Source organism: Blautia obeum ATCC 29174, from assembly GCF_025147765.1.
Taxonomy (GTDB): Bacteria; Bacillota; Clostridia; order Lachnospirales; family Lachnospiraceae; genus Blautia_A; species Blautia_A obeum.
Genome location: NZ_CP102265.1, coordinates 3,083,706 through 3,097,314, shown reverse-complemented (window position 1 = coordinate 3,097,314; position 13,609 = coordinate 3,083,706). Strand labels below are relative to the sequence as shown.

11 protein-coding genes are annotated in these 13,609 nt (G+C 41.7%); all 11 read left to right on the top strand.

Translation table 11 applies throughout. The annotated features are described in order from the left end of the window. Positions 1–13: 13 nt before the first annotated feature. The 11 genes from NQ503_RS14915 (at position 14) to NQ503_RS14865 (ending at position 13,591) form a co-directional block, all read left to right on the top strand. Positions 14–3,184 carry an ATP-binding protein gene (locus NQ503_RS14915; RefSeq protein WP_259892748.1) on the top strand — a complete coding sequence of 1,057 codons (3,171 nt, stop codon included), beginning with the start codon at positions 14–16 and terminating at the stop codon, positions 3,182–3,184. A 48-nt stretch (positions 3,185–3,232) separates the two neighbouring features. Continuing rightward, the gene (locus tag NQ503_RS14910; RefSeq protein WP_005428323.1) at positions 3,233–3,586 is read left to right on the top strand and encodes a sensor histidine kinase; all 354 of its coding nucleotides are present in this window, start codon (positions 3,233–3,235) and stop codon (positions 3,584–3,586) included. Positions 3,587–3,771: 185 nt separating this feature from the next. After that, positions 3,772–5,757: a hybrid sensor histidine kinase/response regulator gene (locus NQ503_RS14905; protein ID WP_005428319.1), complete on the top strand. Its 1,986-nt coding sequence runs from the start codon at positions 3,772–3,774 to the stop codon at positions 5,755–5,757. Positions 5,758–5,804: 47 nt separating this feature from the next. Beyond that, complete coding sequence (locus NQ503_RS14900; protein WP_005428318.1) at positions 5,805–6,377, top strand: GNAT family N-acetyltransferase; 573 nt, start codon at positions 5,805–5,807, stop codon at positions 6,375–6,377. Positions 6,378–6,427: 50 nt separating this feature from the next. Then, entirely contained in the window at positions 6,428–7,246 is an 819-nt protein-coding gene (locus NQ503_RS14895) for an alpha/beta hydrolase (protein ID WP_005428317.1), read from the top strand. A gap of 127 nt (positions 7,247–7,373) precedes the next feature. Beyond that, positions 7,374–7,868, top strand: coding sequence for an RNA polymerase sigma factor (locus NQ503_RS14890; RefSeq protein WP_005428316.1), 495 nt, complete (start codon positions 7,374–7,376; stop codon positions 7,866–7,868). Then, complete coding sequence (locus NQ503_RS14885; RefSeq protein WP_005428309.1) at positions 7,852–8,580, top strand: zf-HC2 domain-containing protein; 729 nt, start codon at positions 7,852–7,854, stop codon at positions 8,578–8,580. Before NQ503_RS14890 ends, NQ503_RS14885 begins: the two co-directional genes overlap by 17 nt. Before the next feature lie 146 nt (positions 8,581–8,726). Next, positions 8,727–10,298, top strand: coding sequence for an AAA family ATPase (locus tag NQ503_RS14880; protein ID WP_005428306.1), 1,572 nt, complete (start codon positions 8,727–8,729; stop codon positions 10,296–10,298). A gap of 5 nt (positions 10,299–10,303) precedes the next feature. After that, positions 10,304–11,131, top strand: coding sequence for a TrmH family RNA methyltransferase (locus NQ503_RS14875; RefSeq protein WP_005428305.1), 828 nt, complete (start codon positions 10,304–10,306; stop codon positions 11,129–11,131). A gap of 239 nt (positions 11,132–11,370) precedes the next feature. Next, positions 11,371–12,675 (top strand): MATE family efflux transporter, encoded by a 1,305-nt coding sequence (locus tag NQ503_RS14870; RefSeq protein ID WP_005428303.1) that lies wholly within the window; start codon positions 11,371–11,373, stop codon positions 12,673–12,675. After that, positions 12,662–13,591 carry an AEC family transporter gene (locus NQ503_RS14865; RefSeq protein WP_005428300.1) on the top strand — a complete coding sequence of 310 codons (930 nt, stop codon included), beginning with the start codon at positions 12,662–12,664 and terminating at the stop codon, positions 13,589–13,591. Before NQ503_RS14870 ends, NQ503_RS14865 begins: the two co-directional genes overlap by 14 nt. Positions 13,592–13,609 lie beyond the last annotated feature (18 nt).

Here is a 13,609-nt window from a genome sequence, read left to right as displayed (position 1 = left end):
GGATGGAAACAGAATGAAGAAGGATAAAGATAAGAAACTGACTTATTTTTTGAGAGCCGCGATGATGGTTCTGACAACGATATTAATCGTATTGTTTCTTGTGATCATGTCGATGGTGGGCAAAATACAGGGAACAGCCAGGGTTGTGAATTATGCGGGACTTGTCCGGGGTGGTACACAGAGGATGGTTAAGCTGGAAATCTCCGGTGCACCGCAGGATAAGATGTATGAGACGATTTCTTCTTACATAGAGGGGCTCCGAAATGGCAGTGAGAAACTGAATTTTGTACGTCTGGATGATGAAGATTTCCAGACTAAGATGGATGAACTGGAAAAATATTTTGATGAATTGAGAAGTGAAATCCTCCTTGTTCGCGAGAAGGGTTATGAGAATACAGAAATTATAGAAAAGAGCGAAAAATTTTTCCAGATCTGTGATGAGGCAGTAGGTTTTGCAGAAGTCTATTCACAGAAAAAAGCGACCGGACTGGATCATCTGGAAAAAATCGTATTGGTTGATATTCTGGGACTGGTATTGATCATTGCTACGGAACTGATAAAGGTGGTACGTTTTGCTGCACAGAATAAGATTTTGCAGAAAAAAGTCTATCTGGATGAGGCGACAGGCCTTCCAAACAAAAATAAGTGTGAGGAGATCCTGAATGAGACGGAGCCGATACCGGTGAATGAGCTGGTGGCAATGTGTGTGTTTGATCTGAACAATCTGCGAACGATCAACAACAATCTGGGACATGACAAAGGGGATGAGTATATTCGCTCTTTTGCAATCCAGCTCCGTGAGGCGGTACCGGAAGAATTTTTTGCAGGTCGTGATGGTGGTGATGAATTTATTGCGGTTCTGAAGGGACTGGACCATGAGGGCGTTCGGAAATGTCTGCAGAACATCCGCAACCAGGCTGCAGAATATTCCAGACAGCATCCGGAAATGCCAATCAGCTATGCAGCCGGTTATGCACTGTCAAGTGACTTTGAAGGCAGTACGATGAGAGAACTCTTCCGTTTGGCTGACAAAAACATGTATATTGATAAAAACCGTGCAAAGATGGAGGAAGCAGCAGAGAAACAGAGGATGAATATTCGTCTTCTGGAAGAAATTACAGAAAAGGGGTTTCAGTTTACGGACTGCATTTATTGCGATGCGCTTTTGGATCAGTATTATGTACTGCGCGCAAGCTCACGATTTTTCCTGGCCGAGGATGGAAGCTATTCCGGAGCTGTTGAGCAGATCGTGCAGGAACTGGGAACGGATGAGAATCGCAAGAGTATGAGAAAGAAATTGCAGATTTCTTATCTTGCAGAACAGATCAAGGACAAAGGCGAGAAGCTGGAGCTTCCATATCAGTACAGGAAAGAGGACAGTATTTGTCGAGGACGAATGACAGCACTGTTTGTAAATAATACCGAAGATGGCAGGCTTCATCATTTCATTCTGGGATTTGAACCATTCCAGAATAAAAATGAAAACACAGCAGATGAAAAGACTCGACTGAATCGATATTATGAACAGCTGAAACAATCCATTGTTGAAAACGAGAATTATGCGGAGGCACTCCTTCAGACTGCAAATGCAGTCTATACTGTGGATCTGACGAATGATAAGCTGGAGAATGTTTATTATCATGAGGCAGCATTTAAGATTGAAAATGATATACAGACACCACGTTCTTATAGCGATTATTGCAATAAACGGAGTCGGTATGTGACCGAAGATACTTTGGAGAACTACAGAATCGTTGATTCTTCTTTCAAACTACTGAAGCGATTTGCTACAGGTGCGAAGCAGGTTACAGTAGAATACTGCGAAATGATGGGAAAAGAAAATAAGCCGGTATGGCTGCAGAAAACAGTTCTGATGTCCAGAGACATGGTGTATGATGCGAATACAGATAAAGAGAGTTCCGTAGTCCATGGAATTGTTCTGTTTAAGAATACTTCAGATTTCCATGAAAAGGAACAGCAGGAAAAAGCACGTCTGCAGATGGCTTATGAAGAAGCGGATTCCGAGAACAGAGCCAAGACGGAATTTATGAATCGTATGAGTCATGATATTCGTACGCCGATCAATGGAATCATGGGAATGGTAGATATCATCCGTAAAAACAGGGATGACTGGGGAAAAGTTGATGACAGTCTGGATAAGATTCAGCTGTCTACCCGACATTTGCTGGAGCTGGTCAGTGATGTCCTCGATATGAGCAAACTGGAAGCTGGTATGTTTGAGATTCATGAAGATGTATTTGATATGAATGAGCTTATGGATGAAGTTGCTGCACTTGTGGATGCTCAGCTGGTTGAATCCAGTATTACACATTGCAAGCACAGAAGTAATATTCAGCATACTGCCTTGAAGGGAAGCTCCCTGCAGCTGCGGCGTATCATGGTCAATCTCTTGAGCAATGCAATCAAATATAATAAACCAAATGGAACAATTGATACATATGCGGAAGAACTTTCCTGTGACGGTACAACCGTGTGGTATGAATTTAAAATAGTTGATACTGGAATTGGCATGAGCGAAGAATTTATAAAAGAACAGCTGTTTAAACCATTTACACAGGAGAAGAATGACGCCAGAACACTGTACAGAGGAACCGGTCTGGGAATGTCGATCGTCAAGGCGCTTCTGGATAAAATGGGAGGTTCTATAGAAGTAGAGAGTCAACTTGGAGAGGGAAGTACTTTTACTTTCCGCCTTCCGTTTAAAGTTGATGAAAATGCCATCGAAACCAAAAAAGAAGAGCAGAGCTCAGGCGAACAGAAGCTGGAAGGAAAGCAGATTCTTCTGGTTGAGGATAATGAAATCAACATGGAGATTGCAGAGTTCTATCTGAAGGAACTGGGAATTGTGGTTGATAAGGCATGGAATGGCAAGGAAGCGATTGACAAGTTTGAAGAGTCAGCACCGGGAACTTATGATCTGATTCTGATGGATATTATGATGCCGGTTATGGGCGGCAGAGAAGCAGCCCGTCGTATCCGGACAATGGAGCGACCGGATGCAAAAACAGTGCGTATATATGCTATGACGGCGCAGGTTTCTTCCGAAAGTGTACATAAATGTCTGGCTTCCGGAATGAATGGACACATTGCGAAGCCGATTGATGAAAGCAAACTCAGAGAAATCCTGACCAGATGTGAAAGCGTGAAAAAGCAGAAGGATTAACATAAAATAGAGATACGATAAAGCAAGATCAAAAGTTCCAGTGAATTTTTGTTATCGCTAATCAATTATGTGCTGGAGACAGCCCGAATTGAGAGTGGAAAGACGAGTCTGAAAAAAGAAGTTCGCTGTGCTTCCAGATTGATCGAATCCTTTATCAATATCATTGGAAATTCACTGAAATATACTCCGGCAGGTGGCAAGATCACCATAGATATCAGGGAGATTCCGTTTGACAGGGAAAATTATATTGCATATAAGATTGTAGTTGAAGATACTGGAATTGGGATGAGTGAAGACTATCTTCCACATATTTTTGAAGAATTTTCCAGAGAACATACAAGTACGGAAAGCAAAGTAGTCGGAACAGGTTTGGGGCTTCCAGAGCTGCTGTTCCGATCGTAGCAATGACAGCGAATGCTTTTGAAGAGGACAGGCAGAAGGCACTTGATGCAGACATGAATGCACATGTATCAAAGCCGGTGGATATGAATGTTCTGTTCCGAGTGATGGCGAAGTTCAGCTGATTTCGCTGTCGTTATAATATATGGAAGAAGCACAGTAAATAGCTGCATGAGGAGGAGCTGTCCATGATACAGCAGAAAAAGATTAATGTTGAAAGAATTCTTCGCGTCAACAGAGTAGGAGCATGGAGAATAGAAATTGAGGATGGGAAATCACCGAGATTTTATGCAGATGCGGTGATGGATGAATTACTTGGAATCCAGGGAGAAATCTCACCGGAAGAGCGATTTACATTTCATCGGGCACGTGTACATCCGGATGATATGCAGTTATTTCTGGAATATTCAGATAAACTGTCAGAGACAAAATCAGAAATCGTATATCGCTATATTCATCCTACATTTGGAGAGATGTTCGTACGTTGCAGTGGCATAAGAGATAGGTCTGTAGTGGATGGTATTTCCATTATGGGAATACATCAGGACATTTCAGAGACAGCGCGTATGGAGAAAGAAAAAGAGGCAGAACGCCGTCTGGCAGAACTTAATGATACACTCCGTAAAGAAAAGATTGAACAGGAAGATTATTACAAAGAACTGCTGGAAATGCAAAGTTGTGGTGTACTTGCATATACAATTCCCGGGCATAAGATCATTCATATGAATGCACAGGCTTTGCGCATGTATGGTGTAAAGAGCATAGAAGAAGCACAGTCCAAACTCGGTATTATGCTGAAAAAAGTAATCTATCCGGATGTGGACGTAATAGAGAAGTTGAAAAGACTTCACAAAGTAGATGCTATGGTTGATTATGAGTGTATCATCGGGAAAGGTGAGTCGAATGAATGTCATGCACTTGCTACAACGAAAGTGGTTCGCATTCCGTCGGGAGAAAGAGCTGTGATCACCACATTTCTTGATGTATCAGAGATGGTAGTACTTAAGAATGCACTGCAGAAGGCGGAAGAGGGAAACAGGGCAAAATCATCCTTTTTATTTGCCATGTCACACGATCTGCGGACTCCGATGAATGCAATTATAGGATATGCAGAACTTATGGAGCGGCACTGGGGAGACAATGAGCTTACGACAAATTATCTGCATAAGTTGAAGGGAGCGAGCCAGTTCCTGCTTGCATTGATAGGAAATGTACTGGAAATTGCCCGTATTGAAAGTGGTAAGGAAACTTTGAATGAAGCACCATGGAATCTGAAGAAAATAAATGATACGTTGGAGATCGTTCTTGACAGAGAAATTCTGAATAAACAGCTACATGTAGCACGAAATATAGAAATTCAGCATACAGATGTATATTGTGATTCGTTGAAGATTCAGGAGATTATCATGAATCTTGTAAGTAATGCAATTAAATATACACCGGATGGAGGAAAAATAGACGTAGATATCGAGGAAATGGAGGCTGTCGGAGAGGATTCCATAATTCTGCGGATTTGTGTTTCGGATACGGGAATTGGTATCAGCCAGAAATATATTCCACATATATTTGAGGCATTTACACGTGAGAAAAATTCTTCGGAAAGTGGTATAATGGGAACTGGTCTAGGACTGCGTATCGTGAAATCCTTTGTAGATCTGATGGATGGAAGCGTGATCGTACAAAGTGAACCTGGAAAAGGCAGCAGTTTTATTGTTGAGATTCCATGTCGGATCGTATCGGAAGAAGAACGTATTGACCAGGCAGAACAGAGTATGACAGAAACTTCGCTGAAGCATAAAAGAATTCTTCTGGTTGAAGATAATGAATTAAATGTTGAGATTGCAAGAACAATTCTCGAGGATGTACAGGCAGAGGTGGAAGTTGCTGCGGATGGTGCAATTGCAGTTGCAATGCTGCAAAAGGCTCCTGTCGGGTATTATGATGTGATATTAATGGACATACAGATGCCGAAGATGAATGGGTATCAGGCAACAGAGGCGATTCGAAAGCTTCCGGATGAAAGAGCTCAGGTTCCGATCATAGCGATGACCGCAAATGCATTTGAAGAAGACAGACAGGCGGCGTTTGCAGCAGGAATGGATGATTATCTGGCTAAACCGATTGAAATTGATAAATTACTTCGCAAAATAGTAAAGGTATTAGAAAAGAAGTAAAAGACGTCAGATAGGGAAATTGCAATTCAGACGGAGAAAGAGATATTATGGAGATCAAAATTCGGACAGCGAAAGTAGAAGATGCAGAGAAATTGCTCGACATTTACAGCTACTATGTGAAAAAGACAGCGGTGACATTTGAATATGAAGTTCCATCGGTCGAAGAGTTTCAGGAACGAATCCGGCATATTTCTTCTCATTATCCATATCTTATCGCAGAGGAAGAGGGAGAAATTATTGGCTATTCTTATGCAGACCGTCTGCGTCCGAGGGCAGCTTTTGCATGGGATGTGGAGATGACAATTTATCTGAAACAGGATATACGACGAAATGGTTTAGGACGACATATGTATACTCTTATGGAAGACATCCTGAGAGAGCAGGGCGTTGTAAATGCTGTCTCATTGATTACAAAGCCGACAGATGAATATTCTGATTTTAATAGTGTACAGTTTCATGAAAAAATGGGATATAAGCATGCTGGTGAGCTGAAAGACTGTGGCTATAAATTCAATAGATGGTATGCACTTTTGTATATGGATAAACAGATTGGAATTCCACAGGAAGAGATGCCGCCAATCAGAGATTTTGACGAAGTGCGGGAAAAATTTGGCCTGTAGATTTTTCACGAGGAGAAAGTTTATTATGTGCTATAAAAACGGAGGTTTGAATGATTTACAAGAAAGTTGAGATTAAAGTAGAAGGTTATCAGGAAACTGCGGATTTGTATACTTATATTCTGGACAATTCTGTGGAAATGCGTCCGGATCGAAAGCGCCCGGTCATTGTGATCTGCCCGGGTGGCGGTTATACAATGACCTCTGACAGGGAGGCAGAACCAATTGCCATGCAGTATCTTGCAAGAGGATACCATGCAGTGATCCTTCGTTACAGTGTAGCCCCGGCGAGATATCCACTGGCACTTCTGCAGCTTGCGAAGTCTGTCGCATATTTAAGAGAACATGCAGAAGAATTTCATATTGATACTGCTAAAATTATCCTGCAGGGATTTTCGGCGGGTGCCCATCTGGCTGCAAGTCTTGGGGTATTCTGGAAGAAAAAATTTATCTCCGAAGTATTACATACAGAAACAGAAATGGTGAGACCGAACGGCATGATCCTCAGTTATCCGGTCATTTCCTCCGGAAAATTTGCACATACGGGGTCTTTTGAGGCGTTGCTTGGAGCTGACAGCAGTGATCCTGAAAAAAGAAAAAAGCAGTCGCTGGAATTTCAGGTAACAACGGATACTCCGCCGACTTTTCTCTGGCATACGGTCACGGATGATTGTGTCCCGGTTGAGAATTCACTGTTATTTTTTGAGGCATTGCATAAATACAAAGTGCCGGTAGAACTGCATTTGTACCCGACAGGTGTTCATGGGCTCAGTCTTGCAAATGAAGAGACAAGTCATGAAGATGGTGGATGTATTCAGCCGGAATGCCAGTCATGGATGGAACTTGCGTGTACATGGATCAGGAATTTATAAAAAAAGAAAAAGGTGTTCCATAAATCGGAAGGCCTTTTTCTTTTTGTGAAATTTTTTGTAACGTTTCCCATACATATATCGTCATATATGTGAAGGAGGACAAAACTGGTAGAGAGAGGAGAAACAAATGCTGAATATTCAGGAAGTATATGAGCAGTATTTTACTGTCGTATACCGTTATCTGCTCTCGCTTTCGCACAATACCCATATTGCAGAGGAACTGACGCAGGAAACATTCTTCAAAGCACTGAAAAAAGTCGACGATTTCAGAGGTGACTGTGACCTGCGTGTATGGCTTTGCCAGATTTCCAAAAACACGTACTATGACTATCTGAAGAAAAACAAGAAGTATGCACCGGAATCTCAGGACGAAAAGGAAGAAAGCTTTCCCTCAGATCTGCTTCAGAATTTTTCAGATAAAGAAACTGCACTTCAGGTTCATAAGGTTCTTCACAGACTTTCAGAACCCTATAAAGAAGTTTTTTCACTTCGTGTATTTGGAGAACTGTCATTTGGTACAATTTCCTCGTTGTTTGGCAAAAGCGAAAGCTGGGCAAGAGTTACTTATCACAGAGCATGTAAAAAAATCAGGGAGGAATTGGATCATGAAGATCAGTTGTAATATTATTGAGGACCTGCTTCCGCTTTATGTGGACGATATGGTCAGTGAGGACAGCAGACAGCTTGTAGAAGAGCATTTGAAAGCGTGTCCGACATGCCGAAGAATGCAGGAAGAAATAATGAGGGAAAATCATCTGACAGATGTTAAAAAAGGCAGTGATTCTGTACAGACAAATAAAATGGAAGCAGAACTGCTCAAAAAAATTCGCTGTAAGATTCGTAAAAAGAGAATTGCGTCGGTACTCCTGGCAGTTGCCATTGTTCTGGCAGCCGGTGGAATCGGGCATTATTGGTATTATGATAAGGAAAATTACATTTCCTGGGACGAGGCAAACATATCTGTAAAGGATGGAAAAGTATATTCTACGGTAAATCCATTGGGAAGGATGAAATCAATTCTGTCCGTAGACCAGAAAAACATGTTTTACATGCTGTCAGAAACCATGTGGACCCACAAAGAATATCCATCCGATTCAAACACAGAAAATGAACTCTGGAATCTGCAGGATTTTCAGGAAGCATATGAACGTGGAGCAGATACAGTTACTGATGAAACATCTTTTCCAACAGGAATTGAACATGTTTATTATGTAGATCCGGAAAATGTAAAAGAGGCTTTTAAACTCTGGGATTATCAGGATGAACCTGAGAAGGCGCAGCAGAAAGAAGAAGAGCTGGCCGCGAAATGCCACCTGATCTGGAGCGCATATTAAAGTGGATTATCATGAGTATTCTTCTGACAGTGGCGGCAGAATTCTTAAGCAGCCCATGCTATCATAGTTCTTTTGTAATCTAATCATAGAATCCGGTACAGCTTTGTGGTAAGATAGAACAAAAAGCAAGAAAGGACTGCACCAGAATGGGAAATTATCTGAATCCGGATAACAGCAAATTTCAGAGAGCGGTAAATTCTGATATTTATGTGGATAAAACAGGACTGATAAAATATACGAATCGTGTAATAAATACCATGCAGGCATATGTCTGTGTCAGCAGACCGAGACGTTTCGGAAAATCTATGGCGGCAGATATGCTGACTGCGTATTACAGCAGAGGGTGCGATTCCAGAGAATTGTTTGCAGGCCTGGAAATTGCGAAAGATGAGAATTTTGGCGGATACCTGAATAAATATGATACGGTTTTTCTCAATGTACAGGAATTTTTGAGCAGAAGTTCTGATGTGAAGGAATTAATTGCGAGAATTAAGCAAAGAGTAATTCGTGAGCTGACAAGGCAATATCCGGATGTAGAGCTATTTGATTCGACAGATCTGGCAGAAACTATGCAGGATATCTACGCAGAAAGTAAATGTCCGTTTGTGCTTATCATAGATGAGTGGGACTGTATTTTCAGAGAATTCAAGAATGATAAGGAAGCACAGGAAAAATATCTGGATTTTCTGAGGGATCTTATCAAAGACAAGAGCTATATTCATCTGGCATATATGACAGGAATTCTTCCTATCAAAAAATATGGTACGCACAGTGCTTTGAATATGTTTGATGAATTTTCCATGATCGATCCGGGACCGCTGGCTTCTTATGTAGGCTTTACGGAAAGCGAAGTAGAAAAACTCTGCGGAGAATACCAGATGGATATAGACGAGATAAGAAACTGGTATGATGGATATTCTTTTGAAGAAGTTCCGTCTGTATACAGCCCAAAGTCTGTTATCAGTTGTATGAGGCTTGGCAGGTTGGGAAATTACTGGAACCAGACAGAAACATTTGAAGCACTGCAGCTTTATATCGATATGAATTTCGAGGGCCTGAGGGACGATATCTTAAGTATGCTCGCAGGAGAGGAAGTTCCAGTAAATACAGGAAGTTTTACGAATGATATGGCAACGTTCCGTACAGAAGATGATGTCCTGACACTGCTGATTCATTTGGGATATCTGGGGTATCGTTATGCGACAAAGACAGTATTTATTCCAAATGGAGAAATTCGTGCAGAATTTGTGAATGCAGTTTCAGTATCAGATTGGGGAGAAGTATCCAATGCCCTTAAGAACTCAGCAGATACGCTACAGGCAATTTGGCAGGGGCGGGAAAAACAGGTTGCAGAGGGGATTCGACAGGCGCATTTTGAGACTTCACATATTCAGTATAATGATGAAAATGCATTGAGTTATACGATTTCTCTGGCACTTTATGCGGCAAGAAATTTTTATACGGTTCATAGAGAATTATCTGGTGGAAAAGGATTTGCAGATCTGGTATTTATTCCGAGAAAACGTTTTATGGATAAGCCGGCATTGGTGGTGGAACTGAAATGGGACAAAGATGTAGCAGGTGCAATTACTCAGATCAGAGAGAAAGAATATTGCAGAAGTCTGGAAGAATATCATGGAAAACTTTTGCTGGTTGGAATTAATTATGACAAAAAGACAAAAGAACACAGCTGTAAGATAGAGGAATACAGGAAATAAATTGTATGAAAAATATTATTGAAATCAACGACATTACTGCACTGGAACTGGATGTTTATGCGAGAACATCCGAGGTGCAGCTTCTTAGATATAATGAGCCAAATCCAGGACTTTTTATTGCAGAGAGCCCAAAGGTGATTGAGCGTGCATTGAAAGCGGGGTACGAACCGCTTTCTTTTCTGGTTGAACATAAAGATCTGGATGGAGAGGCAGGAGATATCCTTGCGCGTTATCCGGAAATCCCGGTATACACAGCAGAATATGAAACACTTGTCAAAATGACCGGTTATGCACTGGCAAGAGGGATGCTCTGCGCCATGAAACGCCGAACACTGCCTTCTGTAGAAGAAATCTGTAAGAACTCCAGACGTGTTGCTATACTGGAAAATATTGTGAATCCGACCAACATAGGGGCGATTTTCCGCAGTGCGGCAGCACTTCATATGGACGCTGTTCTTTTGACAGGAGGATGCAGCAATCCACTCTATCGAAGAGCGGCCCGCGTAAGTATGGGAACTGTTTTCCAGATTCCGTGGACATATTTTGAGAAAAAAACATCCTGGCCGGAAGATGGTATGAAAGCAATCCAGAATCTTGGATTCAAAACCGTGGCAATGGCACTTCGTGATGATTCCTACAGCATTGATGATCCGGAACTTCTTGCACAGGAAAAACTTGCGATTGTTCTTGGTACAGAAGGAGACGGCCTGGCATCCGAGACTATTGCGGACTGTGATTATACGGTTAAGATTCCCATGGCTCATGGTGTGGATTCTCTTAATGTGGCAGCTGCAAGTGCTGTGGCATTCTGGGAACTGGGTAGGAAACGATAGTTGAGAACGGAATGAACAGTAACAAATTCATTGACGATACAAAAGCGAAACAGATTATGACAATTAAGGTACAGCTGTGATCACAGTAAAATCCGGAAGCAAGACAGTTAAATGCAAAGTAACTGTTAAATAAAATCTAAATTAAAAAGTGAGTAAAAAGTTCTCCAGGAGACATTGTCTTTTGGGGAACTTTTTACTATAATGCAAAGGATAGTTATCAGAAGGAGAAGAGTCAAAAAATGCTAAAAAGATTTTCAAAATACATATGCCAGAGTGTAGCTGCCATGATCGGGCAGTCCGTCTATATTCTTGCGGATACTTTTTTTATATCATTTAATTCAGGAGCGAACGGTCTGGCGGCTCTTAATCTGATTCTGCCGGTGTTTGGAATCATGTTCGCGATAGGCTCGATGATCGGAATAGGATCTGCGACAAGATATGGGATCAGCAAAGCCAAGGGTGAAGATGCAGATCATTACTTCACACAGTCAATAAGCTGGAGCCTGGTGTGCAGTGTTCCATTTATACTGATCGGTATTTTGACCCCGGATAAATTTCTGGCGCTTCTTGGAGCAGATGCAGGTCTGGTTGAGCTGGGAAAAACTTATCTGCGGATCGTTCTCATCTTTGCACCATTTTTTATGTGTAATTATTCGGTAACTGCCTTTGCAAGAAATGATAATGCAACTTCAACGGTAATGGCAGGTTCACTGACTGGAAGTGCTTTTAATATTGTGTTTGACTATATTTTTATGTTCCCTATGGGACTTGGATTTTCCGGTGCAGCACTTGCAACCGCTTTTTGTCCGGTAGTGACTATGCTGGTATGTTCTACTCATTATCTGAGCAAAAAATGCAATATTGGTTTCAAATGGAAAAGATTGTCTCTCAGACATCTGATTTCCTGCTGTCAGCTTGGTGTGTCAGCATTTGTAGGCGAAATTTCTTCTGCAGTGATCACGTTCATATTCAATATGCTGATTCTCGGACTTACCGGAAGTACCGGAGTTGCTGCTTACGGTGTTGTAGCAAATATGTCACTTGTAGGGATGGCAATCATGAACGGTATGTCACAGGGGGCGCAGCCGCTGATCAGTGAAAGCTTTGGTAAAGGTGCAGCTGATGATGTAAAAAAACTTCTCAGCTGGGCTTTGAAGAGCGTAGTGGCAGTAGAAATCATTCTGGTTGCTCTGGTCTGGATATTTACCGATCCTTTCATAGCTGTTTTTAACAGCGAAAATAACAAGCTGCTTCTGGAATATGCACATACAGGTCTTCGGTTATATTTCCTGGGATTTTTGTTTGCAGGAGTGAATATCATGCTTGTTGCATATTTTTCTGCAACGGCAAATGCGCGTCCGGCAATCATTGGTTCATTGCTGCGAGGTGCAGTTGCTATTGGAGCATGTGCGATTGTACTTTCCATGATTTGGGGAATGAATGGCGTGTGGCTGTCTTTCCTGACATCAGAAATTATCACCTTTGCGGTTCTTCTGATTCTTGGAAGAAATAAGGAAAGCAGGAAAATGAATGAATACGTTTGATATTATACTTCAGCAGGTTGGATTATTCGTTATTTACATTCTGGCAGGCCTGCTTCTGGTCAAAACAAAAGTGCTGAACAGGGAAACTTTGGAACCGATTTCAAAATTTGTGATCAAAATGGCATTGCCGCTGATGGTTTTTATTAATATCACAGATGGAACAGACAAGAAGAACCTGTATGAGTCGTGGCCGATTCTTGTGATTGCGGTCGGTTTTTATATCTGTATATATGCAGCAGGAGCAATGGCAGTGAAGTTTTTTAAACTGCAGGAAAGTCGTGTCGGAATCTATCGGGCGATGCTGCTGTTCGGAAATATCGGGTTTATAGGACTTCCAATGATCTCAAGTGTTTTTCCGGAAAATGGAATTTTGTATGCTTCAGTATTTATGCTTATAGACCAGTTCATGCTGTGGACTCTAGGTGAGAAGCTGACATCTCCGACGGGTGAAGGAGGCTTCAAGCTGAAAAAAATGATCAACCCTGCAACAGTGGCAATTGTGCTCGCAATAGTACTGAAGTTTACGGGGATAAGGATTCCGGTTCTTCTGGATACTGCCTTTTCAAAAATAGGATCTACCGCATCTCCACTTGCAATGATTTATGTAGGAGGAATTTTTGCAGGAATTTCATTAAAAAAATATCTCAGGGAAATTTCTCTGTATGGAATTGTATTGCTTAAAATGATTCTTGCACCGGTCTTTCTGTTTTTGATTCTCGGACTGTTTCCGGTTTCAGGTGAGCTGCGTCTTGCAACGTCATTGATCGTTGGGATGCCGACTATGACGGCGGTTGTCATGATGGCGAATGCGTCCGGGCTTGACGGAGATTACGCTCTGGGTGGTGTATTTATAACAACGATCAGTGGAATTATTACACTTCCGGCAGTATGTTGGCTTCTGCAATATGTATTATAAATATGAAAGAAGGGTATC